We start from the raw sequence: 15,299 nt of genomic DNA on the forward strand, positions 1-15,299 counted from the left end.
GAAACGTTTAGCCTTTGAGATAAAGGTGCATCACATCAACGTACGGTATGAAGATCACGATCATATTCGACGATGATCTTATGGGCCAGCGAATTAACCTAACGCACCGCTTAGATTCTTTAATGATCGAGGTTTACACTCTATACCAGTACATGCAGTAGTTCTCGAGCTGATATTTCATTTTACCTTTGTCGATAAGGTCGCTCAAATGCCCCTTCAGCATCACTACTGTCAGCCAGTAGTTGTTAATGCTCTTGTATAGCTCCAGCCTGTTCGAGAACTCCGTGACGAGATCCTCCGTCGATATCGGCTCGGCAGTGAGCTCAAGTATTATGTCGTCCACACGGTCGAGAGCCTCGAGATGATAATCGGCGGCCATTAACGCCTCCTGCCTGGGCATAGGCACGCCATGTCCCGGTACTACGTAGTCGTAGTCGAGCGTTTTGATCTTTTGCAAAGACTCCCTGCAAAGATTACGGTCGATGCTGTAAGGCAGCTTGTACTTGCCCCATATCTGCTCAGAGTAAAGCGAATCTCCCGAATAGAACACCCCGTCTTCCGTGATGAACCCGTACTCGCCCAGAGTGTGGCCCGGCAGCGGCACAGCCCATATGGATGAGTCCTGCCACTCTTCAATGTATTCGTCTACCTCGCATGCATTTCCCTGGAAGAAATGGGTGACCATCTCCATCGGCGGCTTAGCCCAGCTAAACAGCCCTCTAAGGTTGACCTCGGGGTTCCTTACCAGCAGCGCATCGTCCTTCGACGCTATTACGCGCGCGCCTTTTTCACGGAACTCGCATGCATGCCTGAAATGGTCGTTGTGGCCATGAGTGATGAGTACGGAATGTACGTGCACTCCCTTTAGCTCTTCATATCCGGAACTGCCCGGGTCTATGACATAGCCTTTGAACAGTCCTGTGTTGCTCATTGATGGGATGTAATATGAGTTGCCCGTAACTTTGATCGGGGCGGTAATTTCGCTCTTAGCCATACAGATCACAGTCTTGTCTCTATCGATAATATTTATGTTAGGGTTTTACATACTTAACAAGCTTAAAATAATTGGTGGGTCGGGATAAGAAATGATACGCAATAGAGATAATACGATACCCTTTGTGACTAAGGACGGCTCTATTATCCATGAGCTGTATCACCCGGGCTCAACTCCTGTTGAGGGCACGAGTGTCGCCGAGGCCTATGTGGAGCAAACTCTGGAGACTAAAAGACATATCCATGAAAAGTCACAGGAAGTCTATTATATACTCAAAGGCAGGGGTGTGATGACTCTGGGCGAAAGGTCATTTGACGTAAAAGAGGGAGATGCCATACTGATACCTCCGGGGACGTCGCATAAAATAAAGAATACCGGAGACTCAGGACTGCGCATACTCTGTATATGTACGCCGCCTTATTCCCATGACGATACAATTCTTACGGGCTCATCTTAGGCGCCACATTATCCTGTGGTCTCTTAGCACATATTCTGCCTTGCCGGTCTCATATAGCGCGTGAAGGAAAGCACGCACTGTGGTGACCACTATCAGGTGCATTGAAAAGTCGCATCTGACGTTCAGAGCGACACCGACTCTGCTGACCATTTCTTCAGTCGAGTATTCCCCGCCTTCCAGCGCATCGATAACGGCCGCTTCTATACTGTCTATTCCCCTGATATTGATCTCCGCAAGTTCCGCCGCCTCATCCCCGGTCATCAGGTCGGCGTGAGAAGCCAGCACCCATTCAGCATCCGAGTCCATTATCGCCTTTAAAGTATTTTTTGCATCATAAGGCGTGGTGTAGAACACCATCCTTTTAGTGTCCCAGATCTTTTTAGTCACGATCGCATCGGATACCATCAGTACGCCGTCGGGCGTCAAGAAACCCGTCTGCCATTGTGTATGTCCTGGCAATGGGAATGTTTCCAGCGGGAGATCATCGATATCTTCAAGCGTCCCGTCCACGGGGCACGGCACGCCCTTAAAGAACCAGGGCAGCATGCTTTCCGGCGGCCTCGCCCAGTTAAAGATGCCGCTAGTGTTTACGGACGGGTTCTCCATGAACCCGCGTTCGTCGCGCGGAGCATATATTTTAGTCCCGGTCTTTCGCAGCTTCGCTCCGTTCCAGAAATGGTCCGTATGGCCGTGCGTGACAAGCGCCATATTAAAATTTAATTTAATGTTGTCCCAGTCAACGTTCTCGTTGTTACTCGGGTCTACCATGATGTCATCGTAGACCATCACGTTCGTTATTCCGGGGATATAATGTGTGTCGCCACAGATCTTTTTAAGCTTCAATTTGTTCACGACCGGTGTGACAAACTGTAGCAAGGTTATGGGTCATATACTTTACTGTGCCCGGCCTATCGATGTCGTATAAGAAGCAAAAAGACGTTAATTGATAGAAAAGCTTGTAAAATACATTAAAGAAGGGAAAGCTTATCTTCAGGATGATCTCCCTGCTTTCCCGGGTGTAAAAATATTTACGCCTGTGCGGCCTCTTTGCCGCCCTTACCGCTCTTTTCGCCTTTCTCTTTCTTCTTTTGATCTTCCTCGATCCATTCGAGCTTGCCGAGGGCGACCTGTCTCATCGTAAGGCCTATCTTGCTCTCTCTCGGGTCGCGCTCGTTAAGGCTTACAGCGACGATCCTGGCACGGACACTGTCGCCTTCCGAGAGGGACTTGCTGGTCTCCTTGCTGGAAAGCCTTGAGTTCTTCTCATCGTATGCCATGAACTCGTCAGCCACCTGGCTTACATGTATAAGGCAATCGATCGGGCCGACCGCGACGAACGCTCCGAAGTTCACTATCTCGACAATGCTGCCTTCGACGATCTCCTGAAGTTCAGGCTTGTAAGCTATAGCGTCAAAAGTGACCTCATAGTATACTGCCCCGTCTCCGACGAGTATGTGGCCTTCTCCGATCTCTACTACGTCCGTTACCGCCACTATCGAGCCGAGAGTCTTGTCGATCCTGCCTTCCAGCTTCTCTCTCAGTGTCTCCGCTATGACCTGTTCCAGGTCCTCTTCGAGCCTTTGCGGTGGTATTCTGATGATATCTACGAGTCTAACCTTCCTGTACATTTTCTCTCCATCCAAACGTTAAAGATAATGATTGTTATCGGGCATCATTCTATGGCAAGTTTATGTTTTGCACGCAGGTATATTGACCTTATACCCTCTTTTTTAAGCCTTGCCCTTAGCCCGGCATCGTTAGTGAAGACAGGGGCGTTCAAGGACTTTGCGACCTCGATCACTACATCGTCCGCAAATCCCTGCGCTTCTATGATCTCACACTTTTTTAGCATTTCACGGGCAATTGCAAGAGCTGTTCTATCTCTTCCTTTTACCTTGCCTTTCAGCTTTTCAATTTCCTCGACCACTGCCGAAGGCGTGACGAACTCATCATACCCCAGCGCTTCGAGCTCGTTAAATATGTCGACGCCCCACTGGGCGGGTACCATGAGCCCGTTCGTGTCGATTATCACTTTCAACTTGTCAGTACCCCTACTCCGATAAGCCTCCAGCGTGCGCCTATACGGCGGCTGATGGCTATCCTGGAGCCGACCTCGGCGCATACCGGCCTCTTAAGCTTTACCTCGGCCTCTCCCTTTCTCGCGCTTGAGACGACACCGATGGTGGTGGAAGTACCAATTGTGAGCATTAAAGGCTCGCTCGTGGCTATCGGCTTTATAGCGGACTCGTCGCTGACTCCGACGACACGCTCGAGAAGCTGAGTCTTCATGACGAACTTATGCCATACGGGGGGCAAAAACCCGGGTTTGCCAGCGACCTGTCCCGCCAGCGCATCGCTCTTGGTCATAGCGGGATCAAGCTTGGTCCCCGCGGCTAAAAGGCCGCCGGGGGTGGCTTCCTCTACTACGTCACCGCCATAGACCAGCCTTGTGACGGTGGTACTGATCGGCTCCCAGGTGGTCTTACCTTCGAACTCGACCTTCCTTCCGGGCCTTATCTCTATGTCGTCCTTTATCTTGAAAGTGCCCTGGGACAGGGTACCGCCTAAGACTCCTCCGTTAAGCTTTTGCGGCGGAGTTCCCGGCCTGTTGACGTCAAATGACCTGGCTACCTGCATTATGCCCGGCTTGTCAAGGTCATGTTTCGGCGTCGGTATCTTTTCTTCGATGGTCTTGATGAGCACATCTATGTTAATGTTCTGCTGTGCCGATATGGGCACTATAGGGGCGTTTTCCGCGACTGTGCCCTTTACGAATTCCTTGATCTGGTTATAGTGCTTGATCGCATCTTCGCGGGATACTATGTCGATCTTATTCTGGGCTATAACTACATTTTTAATGCCAATGATATCAAGAGCCATGAGATGCTCTTTTGTCTGCGGCTGCGGGCACGTCTCGTTCGCAGCTATGACCAGCACTGCGCCGTCCATTATGGCCGCTCCCGAGAGCATGGTGGCCATCAGTGTCTCGTGACCCGGCGAGTCGACGAATGATACTGTCCTTAACTCCTCCATATCTTCAGAGCCGCATGCGGCGCATTTTTTGCCAGATGAATAGCATTCCGGCTCATCACAGTTCTTACATTTATAAAAAGTACAATCGGCATAACCAAGCCTTATTGATATGCCCCTTTTTAACTCTTCGCTGTGCGTGTCAGTCCACACGCCCGACAGAGCGCTTACCAGGGTGGTCTTACCATGGTCGACGTGGCCCACCATACCAATATTAATGACAGGTTGCGACAAATTCAATATCCTCCAGTTAAAATGATGATAAAGACGATGCTATAGATACAAGTATATTATTAATACACATTATTAATTTCATCGATTATCAATTACGCTCAAATTAGTATCACTTCTCATATAAGTACATTTACATTCTTACAGGCATGTTCCAGATGGATCTTTTTGGCGTTTGGCATTCTTCTCCGGTTGCTTGCGGGTTTATTATTTTAAATCAATTATTTTTTAAGTATTAAACATAGGTGATAGAATCTTAGTGTATTTTATCTTTAGCCCGATGGTTTATATTGTCATTGCCTTATCTGATTGTGATGTGACATGTTGTGCCTGGATATGGTGCATTTTTATCTCAAAGGCTAAAAGAGCTTCCCAAAGGACCCGGCGCTTTTTAAGAAATGTTCGGATCGCCGGTTTTCTTCGAGCCGTCGGGAATAAAAGGTCACCGTATCAAAACATTTTAATAAAACAAATGACCGGCCGGACTCGATATGTGGCCTGTCAAAAGAGTATATAACTCATAGTCTCATTATATATTCTGTTACGGCCTTGCGGAGCCGAAGATGGGATACGCCCGAAAGAGGGCGAATCTGGTCAAGATCTATTAAGGCCATATATAAACTGTGACCAGGAAATTATGAGGGAATAAAGATGAAGTCTATCATTTTTACACATTCCGATAGCGACGGCATTTGCAGCGGGGCGTTAGCGCTGGCCGCAAACAGGGACTCTCCCGTATTTTTCACCAACGCAGTGGCCATACTCTCGGACATTGAACAGGCGAGGGGCTTTGACCGTGTCATAATATGCGACATCGCAATTAACATCCCTGTAAGCAAGAAGCTAAAAGCGAAGATAGATGAGATCAGCGAAGAGTCCGAAGTAATATATATCGACCACCATCCTCTTCCTGAAGGTTTTGATGCCCCATGGCTGATCAGCGATGTGACTGCAAGTGCGTCGGAGCTCACCTTTTATCATTTCAAGAATGACCTCGACCCTAACATGAGCAGGGTGGCACTTTACGGCGCAATAGGCGACTACAGGGATAATACGGACAGGGTTTGCGACCTTGTTTCGGACTGGGACAAAAGAAGCCTGTATTATCAGGCAGGCACGCTTTCGCAGGGCATGGAAGTGGGGAGAAGGGACTACGACTTCAAGAGGGACATAGTAAGGCTGTTATCAGTGAATACGCTGCCTTCGGAGATCCCGGTGCTGGCGAAGAACGCCATCATATCCGCAAGAAAAGAGAATGAGCTGCGTGTCATGGTGGAGCGTGACGTGATCCGCATGAAAAACTTCTCCTACATGCTTAACCCTAACGGCTGCATGTCAAAGGCGGCCATATACGCCCGCGTATACGGCAGGACAACGGTCGGCCTGGCGGCAGAGTATCGTGAGCACAAGGACGTATACGATATCAGTGTCCGCGCAAAATGCTGTCCGGTGGATAAGCCTAACATTAACCTTAACCTCATAATCAGCCGGCTGACGGAGAACTACGGCGGCTCAGGCGGCGGACATCCGCTCGCAGCGGGCGGCAGGGTCCCGGCAAGCGCATTCAAGGAATTCCTTCTGGAACTTGATTCGGCGGTAGGCGAAGCGTTGGGAAACAAATAAAACTTAATATGGCATGCAAGGCATATCGTAACATATTAATACGAGAACAAACTAATTCAGGGCGGTGATTCAGCATGGGAAAGACCGGAAGCATTGAATGGGTCCAGATCAGGGGCAGAAAAGGTCAGATGAGGCTCGTACCCAAGGGCGACTCTCAAGCCAACAAGCCCGGACCGGGCCAGAGATATGACTCCAGGGGTTTCGTTCGTCGCGTCCTCTCAAGGACAAAGAAGAACGTACTTGGCGTCAAGTCCAAATCGAAGAAATAATCTTATTGATTTTTAATCGACAGGGCTTTTTTAGGCCCCGAACGGGGCCTGACAGATCCTTTTGGGGAAATATGGTAAGGCGAGGTTAACTTTTACCATTTTACTTATCCTTAGATCATTTTCACATATTATTATTAACATATTAATATCTAATTATTTTTATAATCACTTAGCGCATCCCGGCCTTTTTGATTTTTTTCTGAAACGCTCGCTTAATACCGCTTACTATACGATATTTAAGCAAGTATTCGTAAAATCGCTTGATTAGCTTTTGGTATATCCACGGTCAATTACTCTTCTGAATGTACCTACCATCCGGAGGAAATTGATGAAAAGGATAAATGTCTTGATAATCTTATTGATCATCGGATCATTGCTGATGGCTTCTTTTCCGGCGTATGCCAACACTTATAATCCGAGCAAGCCGGAAGTATATTTACAGGAATCGTTTGACGGGCATCAGAGCTGGGCTATCTATCCCTATCCGGGCGGATCTTCCTCTCCCATAAACACGGCGACAGAATATTTTTTGGTCGCTCCGGGGACATCGATCTACAGGAAAGTGATAATACATAATGCGCTGCCATATAACAGCTCTTTCACGATCTCGGTCACAGGGATAGACCCGTCATGGGTCAAGATCAGCTCGGCGAACGGGGTCACTTCTGTCATAACATCCGCTCTTTACTACCCGCTTCATTATCCTTCGATCAATACTCATCAAGGATATGCGAGCATAGTCATCACCCCTCCCGAGGGGACGCCTTCGGGCAATTACTCGTTTAACGTGGAAGTACGTTCCACCGTGGATCCGAATTATTATGACAGGTTTAACAGTGCCCAGATCTTAAGGGTCGGATATCCCGGTACCCCATCGCCGACACCAACACCGACCGTCACGGCCACTCCAACCCCTACACCTCTGCCTACACCGACTCCAACCCCTACCCCAGTGCCTACTCTAACGCCTACTCCGACTGCGACACCTCTCCCGCCTCAGGATGGCTATAGCGTAGATACGGTACAAAGATGGGCGAAGTATGACGGATACTTTGGCCTTATCGGCGGGGTCCTGATAAAGCCCGGCACAAGTGTCGAGCAGGGAATATACTTTAGAAACACAGGAACGTACACGGATTCTTATAATGTCTACATCGAAGGTATACCTGCCGAATGGTGTAAACTAACGTTATTCGGCACAGGAACTCTGTCTCCCGATCAGGGCTGCTATGGTAATGTGATAATAACTCCGGCCACCGGCGGAACATATGACTTCGCCGTAAAGGTGATATCTAACTCTTATCCCGGGGTTTTCGACACGGCGCAATATACAATGTATGTAGAGCAAACAGGCACGCCTACCGTGACACCTGTCCCAACGTCCACACCTACACCTACTCCGACGGCCACTCCTACTCCAACTCCTACTCCGTCGCCAACTCCGACGCCAACTCCGACGCCAACTCCGACGACAGATCCGTCCGAGCGAATAATAGATGGCGGATTTGAGAGCGGGTCCCTTGCAGGCTGGACATTGACCGGCGGCGATAATTACAAGAAGGATAAGATCGTGGTGGAGACCGATCGTTTCTATTCGGGAACACGGGGAATAGGTAGTACGACCGAACTATATTCAAGGATGGGATATATAGTTCCTTATATTAACAACCGGTACTCTTTTAGCTACTACTTCTATGTCGATCCGGCATATTCTGGAAGCATATGGGGAGGCGTGACCGCTAAGGCAGGCGATATAAACGATCTCACGTCTATGAGATGCATCGGTTATAACCATAAGACCGACAATATCGGACGGTTCGAGTGCCAGTTTTATGATTCCGCCGGCTTGCATTTTGCCGCTATAGGTCCTGCCCCGGTGACAAAAGGGTGGTATAAAGGCGTAATAACTTATCAAAATGGCAGAACGAAATACGAAATATGGGACACGTCAGGCAGGCTTATCGGTAGCTATGACATATCTGACACTTCATACGTCCCGCAGGCGGCCATTTTGAACATCGCTTCCACCGGTTACTATGCAGACGATGTCAGCTATAAGACTGGCTAGGGCTTGAAAAAGCCCTCCCTGTTTTATGTAAATCGGCATTCATAGATTTCATTTTTGAAAGCCTGTCTTTTTTTTATTTATTTAATTTTTATTTTATTTATTTTTTTAATATGTTTCTAATAAACTCAAATCCAAAATTTAAATATTTGACAGGGCTTGTGTCCGTTAATTTTTTTATTTTTATATTATTTTTTGCATAATTTTAGATATTAATAAAAAGCTTTAAGAAGGAAGCAGTACATTAATCATGCAACTCATAGAGATTATTCTGTATTCAGGGGATTCGTATGTCCAGGGCAGAAATATTGACGCAGTTAAAAACCGCCGAGGAAGAGGCTAAGCAGCGTATTGTCAGGTCCGAGGAAGAGGCCAGGCAGATCGTCGCCAACGCCAAAAAGGAGTCCTCGACTATCGTTGAATCAGCCAAAAGCAAAGCTGCGGCTGACGCACAGGACAAGATAAAGAAAGCCTCCGGGGAGATCGATGCTGAAGCCAACGCATTACGCGCAGAAGGCGAAAAGAGCGCATCCGCGCTAAAGGCATCCGCTAAAGGCAACGTCGGAGCCGCTACCAATTATCTTATGAAAGAGTTTGAGGGGTACATAGATGTTAGAGCCTCAAAGAATGGATAAGGTCCTTATAGTAGGGTCCAAAGAAGTAATGGAAACCACTATAAACACACTCCATGACATTAACCTCCTTCACATGGAGGACTACACTGAGGAAGAAGAATATTTTCGTATAGGCAAACCCCTGAAGAGCGCGACTTCATTATCTGAAAAGCTTTTAAAGCTACGTTCTATCAAGAGCTATCTAGGGACTAACGCTGGCAAATATTATCCGAAACAGTCCCGTGAAAAGGTCCTTAAAGACCTTGAGGCTAACCTCACTGCCCTTGAAAGCAGCGTCACTCAGAAGATGTCCGAAAAGAGCTCTTTGGAGTCCGAGCAAAAAGAGCTTGCTCACAGGGAAGAGCTGCTCAAGCCCTATGAAGCTCTCGGGCTGTCAGTGGACCTTCTCAGGGGATATGAAAATATTAACGTATACATCGGCACCGTCCCGGGCGATATCGAGCCCGTGATCAAGGATATAACCGATAAGTACGAGATCTTCTCAGCGCCTTATGGCAAAGGCAATGTTGTAGCATTGCTCGTGGAGAAGTCGTTCGCGCCGAAGATTTCCGAAGCGCTTATGAAGAACGATTTTGTCGAAGTGGAACAGCTTCACGAATCGGGCGATCCGGCAGTCATTAAGAAGGACTTGGAGGAAAAGAAGGCGAACATGACCGCAAAGCTTGAGGTCGTGAACAAGGAGCTAGCAGAGCTCAACCAGAAATTTGCCGACTTCATAATGTCCTCAGAGGAACTTCTTGCTATCGATACGCAAAAGGCCGAGGCACCACTCAGGTTCGCCACGTCCGACAACACGTTCGTTATAGAAGGCTGGGTCCCGAAAGTCGATTTCCCGGCACTGAAGGACACGCTATCAAAGGCCACGAACGATAAAGTCTATATTACTATTATTGAACCGGTTCACGAGAAATATTCTACGGAGATCGAGGTCGGCGAACACCCCGAAGAACACAAAGAGGTGGACGCGCCGGTCAAGTACAACAACCCGAAGATATTCCGCCCGATCGAGGCGTTCACGGACCTGTACGGCAGGCCCAGGTACGACGAGATCGATCCGACTATGATATTCGCGATCGTATTCCCGCTTTTCTACGGGTTCATACTTGGCGATATCGCATACGGTTCAATATTATTACTATTGGGATTATTACTCAAAGTGAAGTTGAAGCACAATGAAGGCATCCAGATACTGATCAATGTAATGTTAGTATGTGCTGTGTCCTCGATATTCTTCGGCATACTATACGGAGAGTTCCTGGGCTTCGCGATCGCAGAGCCGATAGAGCATGGCGAAGGCGGTATAATGGGACTTGTGTCTTTTGCACAATTCTACCCGCACGAAGTCCACATCGGCCCGGTCGGCCCGTTCTCACTGCCGATCGAAAGGATGCAGGCAGGCGGGTTCCATGGTGACTCGTACATGTTCGGTATCAAAGACCTGCTCGTCTTCACCTGTATCATTGGTGTATGCCAGCTCATGCTCGGCTACATACTCGGATTCAGGAACGAGCTCAAACAGCATGGCCTGAAGACGGCCATCCTTCACAAGGCCAGCTGGGCATTAGTGCTTGCGGGCGGCGTAGCGCTCGTATGGTACGTGTTCCCGCTTGCGCTGAACCAGGCTCTGGGCGATTTCAACGCGATGGACCCGCTGTTCCTCATCGGCGCAATAGTGTTCCTTATCGGATTCATATTGCTGCTCATCGGTGAGGGAGCCATGGGTATCATCGAGCTTACGACCCCGTTGAGCCACACACTCTCCTACACTCGTCTACTGGCAGTGGGCCTGTCCTCAGTCGGCATCGCATTCGCCATAAATACAATTGCGGCAATGCTGGCCGAAGCAGGCATCCTGGGCCTTATAGGAGCTATAATTGTGTTCGTTTTAGGACACACTGTAAACCTGGTGCTGGGCACATACGCCCCCTTCATCCAGTCTCTCAGGTTACATTATGTAGAGTTCTACCAGAAATTCTACAAGAGCGGGGGCAGAATTTACGATCCATTTGGATATAACAGAAAATACACGGAGGATTAAAATATGGTTGATGGATTAATCGCAATTGGTGCAGGATTAGCAGTCGGACTCGCAGGCATTGGTACCGGTCTCTCTCAGGGCCCTATCGGTGCAGCAGCAGTAGGCGCAGTCGCTGAGGACCGCTCATTCTTCGGTATGGGTATTATCTTCGTGGCGCTGCCGGAAACCATCGTCATCTTCGGTCTGGTCATTGCAATCCTGTTGATGTTCCTGTAAATACGCTTTGTATAGGTGACCTAGATGGGACTGGACAAAGTAGTAAAGGACATCTCAGATAAAGCCGATGCCGAAAGCAAGGCTATAATTGCCAGGGCGGCGTCAGAGGCAGCTGAGATCAAGAAGGCTGCCGAAGGCGAAGCTAAGGACTTATACGCCAGCCAGCTGGAGAAGGCTGATCTATCCATATCTAAGATGAGGCAAAGGGAACTTTCCAGCGCTAAGCTTGACATCAAGAAATCGAAGCTTAACGCTGAAAAGGACGTGCTCGACGAAGTCCACAAGAACTTCAAGAAGGAGCTTCAGGCACTTCCAAAGGAGAAGAAAGCCGATATGCTGAAGAAGCTTGTCGCTCTGGCAAAGAAGGACGTTCCAGCCGGTAAGATATTTACCAGCGCGGGCGATGCCGACCTTGTGAAGGACTCAGGTTATGAGTACGGCGGTAACGTTAATGTTATCGGCGGTATCATCGTGACGAGCGCCGACGGTAGCATCAACCTGGATTATACCTTTGACTCAATGCTCGAAGATGTGTGGACCTCTTCGATGAAACCTGTATCTGATATCTTATTTGGCATTAGGTGAGTTCTATGGGACAACGTGCTGGGGCGGGTAATTATGCTTACGCGACAACGAGGGTAAAAGCCCGTAAGGCTTTTTTATACCCCCGGGAGACCTACCTTAAGCTTCTCCAGATGGATCTGCCTGAAATAAGCAGGTTCATAGGGGAGAGCAAATATAAGCAAGAGATAGATGAGCTCGCGACCAAATATGAGGGCATAGACCTTCTTGAATATGCATTGAACCTTAACCTCGCCAAGGAAATGAACCAGATCATCGGCTTCTGCCAGGGAGAATTGAAACTTATTGTGGGCTCTTACCTGATGAGGTGGGACGTCTGGAACATAAAGTCTATCCTCCGAGGCAAGAACTATGGCGCAACGGAAGACGAGATACGCGAGACGCTCGTTCCGGCAGGATACTTGAGCTTACAGCAGCTCGTGGAGCTTATCAGGAAGTCCACTATAAACGAAGTTATAGAGGGACTGTCCAAGACTATCTTCTATAAGCCACTGACAGCTGCTCTTGACGAGTACAACAAGACACAGACACTTTCCAGGTTCGAGAACAACCTCGATAAGGCCTATTACGCGAACTTACTTTCGCTTGACCTGCCTAACACGATGGCTGACGAGCTTTTCATCATGTTCGTCAGGCGTGAGATCGACGTTGTAAATCTCAGGACGTTGTTCAGGTTAAAGAGAGAAGGTCTTGAACATGAAAACCTGATGGACTATCTCATACCCGGCGGCGCAAAGATCGGAATGGACGATCTTAGAAAACTATCACAGGCCCCGAACGTGGATGAGTTCATTGGCATGCTCAAAGAATATCCGTACTGGGAAAATCTCTCGGAAGCGGTTCAGGTCTTCAACGAGACCGGGTCGTTAAATGCCATAGAAGTGGGTCTGCGTAAGGCTCTTATCTCATATGGGGATAAAATATCTCATTTATACCCTCTTTCGATATGCCCGATAATAGGATACGTCTTAAGGAAAAACGGCGAAGTCAACAATCTCCGTATCATCGCGAGAGGCAAAGAAGCACAGCTTAGCGACGACGTTATCAGAAGCCAGCTGGTGATATAAAATGGAAATTGCAGTAGTAGGTAAGAGCGATTTCGTCGTTGGTTTTAGACTGGCAGGCGTCAGGAAAACATTTGACGTGAAATCGGACAGCGAATTAGAGGAGACAATAAGGAAATGCCTTGACAGTCCCGACATCGGCATCATCGTGTTACACACGGACGATGTCAGGAAGTTACCTGTAAGTCTTCAAAAGGTCGTAGATGAGTCGGTCGAGCCGACCTTCATAGCGATCGGCGGTAAAGAAGAATCAGGATTAAGGGAAAAGATAAAGCGCGCTATAGGCGTCGATCTTTGGAAATGACCCCTTAAAGGCATGAATGAATGTAATCGTGTTAAACAGCAGGTGTTATTGTGAGTCAAGTTGGAGAAATTTACCGAGTAGCAGGTCCGGTCGTGACCGCTATCGGCCTTAACGCACGTATGTACGACGTGGTAAAGGTCGGTAAAGAAGGCCTGATGGGTGAGGTCATCGAGATCGACAACGAGAAGGCCATCATCCAGGTATACGAGAATACCTCCGGTATAAGGCCCGGAGAGCCCGTGGAGAACACTGGCCTCCCGTTATCAGTAGAGTTAGGTCCTGGTCTGCTCACATCAATTTATGATGGTATCCAGAGGCCGCTTCCTGTACTGACCGAAAAGATGGGCAACTTCATTACCAGAGGTGTGTCCGCGCCAGGTCTGTCAAGGACAGCAAAGTGGAAATTCGTACCGACCGTAAAGGCAGGCGACAAGGTCAAGGGCGGAAGCATAATTGGTACCGTGCAGGAAACCAAGACCATCTTACACAAAGTAATGGTGCCACCCAATGTGCCCGAGACATCGATCAAGGACATAAAAGAGGGCGAATACACGGTGGAAGATGTTATCGGCCACCTCGAGAACGGCACTGAATTAAAGCTCATGCACAAGTGGCCCGTCAGGAGCCCGAGGCCTTACAATGAAAAATTAAGGCCGGACATACCCCTTATCACAGGTCAGAGAATACTTGACGGTCTGTTCCCCATAGCAAAGGGCGGAACGGCAGCCATCCCCGGACCATTCGGCAGCGGTAAGACCGTTACACAGCAGCAGCTGGCAAAGTGGTCGGACGCGGAGATCGTGGTCTACATAGGATGCGGCGAGAGAGGCAACGAGATGACAGAAGTTCTTGCCGAGTTCCCGCACCTTACCGACCCCAAGACCGGAAACCCGCTCATGCACAGGACAGTGCTTATAGCCAACACGTCCAACATGCCTGTCGCAGCAAGAGAAGCATCCGTGTACACCGGTATTACCATAGCGGAATACTACAGGGACATGGGATACGGCGTCTCGCTGATGGCAGACTCGACTTCGAGATGGGCAGAGGCAATGAGAGAGATCTCATCACGTCTTGAAGAGATGCCCGGAGAAGAGGGTTACCCCGCATACCTCGCAGCAAGACTTTCAGAGTTCTACGAGAGGGCAGGCCGTGTCATAACCCCGATGGGACAGGAAGGAAGCGTTACCGTTATCGGAGCAGTTTCGCCGCCAGGCGGAGACTTCTCAGAGCCGGTCACGCAGAACACACTCCGTATAGTGAAAGTGTTCTGGGCGCTTGACGCAAAGCTCGCACAGAGAAGGCACTTCCCGGCCATCAACTGGCTTAACAGTTATTCATTATACCAGGATTCCTTGAAGGACTGGTACGACAAGAACATCTCCCCGAAGTGGAACACTCTTAAGGCCCAGTCGATGGAGCTCTTACAGAGAGAGTCCGAGCTTCAGGAGATCGTGCAGCTCGTCGGTTCCGACGCCCTGCCCGAAGACCAGCAGCTTACTCTTGAGATCGCCCGTATGATCAGAGAGTACTTCCTGCAGCAGAACGCATACCACGACGTCGATACATTCTGCAGCCTGCAGAAGCAGTTCATGATGCTGGACTCTATCATGACGTTCGGCGCATATGCAAAGGCTGCACTTGGGGCAGGTGTGCCCATGCAAAAGATACTCGCGCTTAAGTCCAAGACCGACCTGGCAAAGGTAAAGTTCGAGCCAGACTTTGAGAAGTACCTCAAGGACATAGACGCACAGATGAAAGCCGAGTTCAAGTCACTGGAGGCGGCTTAAA

16 protein-coding genes are annotated in these 15,299 nt (G+C 48.9%); 11 read left to right on the forward strand and 5 right to left on the reverse strand.

What is annotated here, in order from left to right; genetic code table 11:
- Nucleotides 1-133: 133 nt before the first annotated feature.
- Nucleotides 134-994, reverse strand: coding sequence for an MBL fold metallo-hydrolase (locus CUJ83_RS13425; protein ID WP_230742840.1), 861 nt, complete (start codon nt 992-994; stop codon nt 134-136).
- Nucleotides 995-1,085: 91 nt separating this feature from the next.
- Here CUJ83_RS13425 and CUJ83_RS13430 point away from each other — a divergent pair, with 91 nt between their 5' ends.
- Nucleotides 1,086-1,451, forward strand: coding sequence for a cupin domain-containing protein (locus CUJ83_RS13430; RefSeq protein WP_230742841.1), 366 nt, complete (start codon nt 1,086-1,088; stop codon nt 1,449-1,451).
- Here CUJ83_RS13430 and CUJ83_RS13435 read toward each other — a convergent pair.
- From CUJ83_RS13435 to CUJ83_RS13450, 4 genes are all read right to left on the reverse strand, one after another.
- Nucleotides 1,443-2,327 carry an MBL fold metallo-hydrolase gene (locus tag CUJ83_RS13435; protein ID WP_230742842.1) on the reverse strand — a complete coding sequence of 295 codons (885 nt, stop codon included), beginning with the start codon at nt 2,325-2,327 and terminating at the stop codon, nt 1,443-1,445. The genes CUJ83_RS13430 and CUJ83_RS13435 overlap by 9 nt on opposite strands.
- A gap of 152 nt (nt 2,328-2,479) precedes the next feature.
- On the reverse strand, nt 2,480-3,079 hold the full coding sequence (locus tag CUJ83_RS13440) for a DNA-directed RNA polymerase (protein ID WP_230742843.1): 600 nt from the start codon (nt 3,077-3,079) through the stop codon (nt 2,480-2,482).
- A gap of 44 nt (nt 3,080-3,123) precedes the next feature.
- A complete protein-coding gene (locus CUJ83_RS13445; RefSeq protein ID WP_230742880.1) occupies nt 3,124-3,483 on the reverse strand; it encodes a type II toxin-antitoxin system VapC family toxin in 360 nt (119 codons plus the stop codon).
- Between the two features lie 2 nt (nt 3,484-3,485).
- Nucleotides 3,486-4,715, reverse strand: coding sequence for a translation initiation factor IF-2 subunit gamma (locus CUJ83_RS13450; protein ID WP_230742844.1), 1,230 nt, complete (start codon nt 4,713-4,715; stop codon nt 3,486-3,488).
- Nucleotides 4,716-5,363: 648 nt separating this feature from the next.
- Here CUJ83_RS13450 and CUJ83_RS13455 point away from each other — a divergent pair.
- The 10 genes from CUJ83_RS13455 (at nt 5,364) to CUJ83_RS13500 (ending at nt 15,298) form a co-directional block, all read left to right on the forward strand.
- A complete protein-coding gene (locus tag CUJ83_RS13455; RefSeq protein WP_230742845.1) occupies nt 5,364-6,335 on the forward strand; it encodes a DHHA1 domain-containing protein in 972 nt (323 codons plus the stop codon).
- A gap of 74 nt (nt 6,336-6,409) precedes the next feature.
- Nucleotides 6,410-6,604 carry a DUF5350 domain-containing protein gene (locus tag CUJ83_RS13460; protein WP_230742846.1) on the forward strand — a complete coding sequence of 65 codons (195 nt, stop codon included), beginning with the start codon at nt 6,410-6,412 and terminating at the stop codon, nt 6,602-6,604.
- Nucleotides 6,605-6,932: 328 nt separating this feature from the next.
- Complete coding sequence (locus tag CUJ83_RS13465; RefSeq protein WP_230742847.1) at nt 6,933-8,672, forward strand: COG1470 family protein; 1,740 nt, start codon at nt 6,933-6,935, stop codon at nt 8,670-8,672.
- Nucleotides 8,673-8,959: 287 nt separating this feature from the next.
- The gene (ahaH, locus tag CUJ83_RS13470) at nt 8,960-9,304 is read left to right on the forward strand and encodes an ATP synthase archaeal subunit H (RefSeq protein ID WP_230742848.1); all 345 of its coding nucleotides are present in this window, start codon (nt 8,960-8,962) and stop codon (nt 9,302-9,304) included.
- Complete coding sequence (locus CUJ83_RS13475; protein ID WP_230742849.1) at nt 9,279-11,342, forward strand: V-type ATP synthase subunit I; 2,064 nt, start codon at nt 9,279-9,281, stop codon at nt 11,340-11,342. The genes ahaH and CUJ83_RS13475 overlap by 26 nt, the downstream gene beginning before the upstream one ends.
- 3 nt (nt 11,343-11,345) lie before the next feature.
- A complete protein-coding gene (locus tag CUJ83_RS13480; protein ID WP_230742850.1) occupies nt 11,346-11,558 on the forward strand; it encodes an ATP synthase subunit C-like protein in 213 nt (70 codons plus the stop codon).
- Between the two features lie 24 nt (nt 11,559-11,582).
- On the forward strand, nt 11,583-12,143 hold the full coding sequence (locus CUJ83_RS13485; protein WP_230742851.1) for a V-type ATP synthase subunit E family protein: 561 nt from the start codon (nt 11,583-11,585) through the stop codon (nt 12,141-12,143).
- Between the two features lie 5 nt (nt 12,144-12,148).
- The gene (locus CUJ83_RS13490; RefSeq protein ID WP_230742852.1) at nt 12,149-13,207 is read left to right on the forward strand and encodes a V-type ATP synthase subunit C; all 1,059 of its coding nucleotides are present in this window, start codon (nt 12,149-12,151) and stop codon (nt 13,205-13,207) included.
- A 1-nt stretch (nt 13,208) separates the two neighbouring features.
- Complete coding sequence (locus tag CUJ83_RS13495) at nt 13,209-13,508, forward strand: V-type ATP synthase subunit F (RefSeq protein ID WP_230742853.1); 300 nt, start codon at nt 13,209-13,211, stop codon at nt 13,506-13,508.
- Between the two features lie 50 nt (nt 13,509-13,558).
- Nucleotides 13,559-15,298: an ATP synthase subunit A gene (locus CUJ83_RS13500; RefSeq protein ID WP_230742854.1), complete on the forward strand. Its 1,740-nt coding sequence runs from the start codon at nt 13,559-13,561 to the stop codon at nt 15,296-15,298.
- The last annotated feature ends 1 nt before the right edge of the window (nt 15,299 follow it).

Source organism: Methanooceanicella nereidis (assembly GCF_021023085.1).
GTDB lineage: Archaea > Halobacteriota > Methanocellia > Methanocellales > Methanocellaceae > Methanooceanicella > Methanooceanicella nereidis.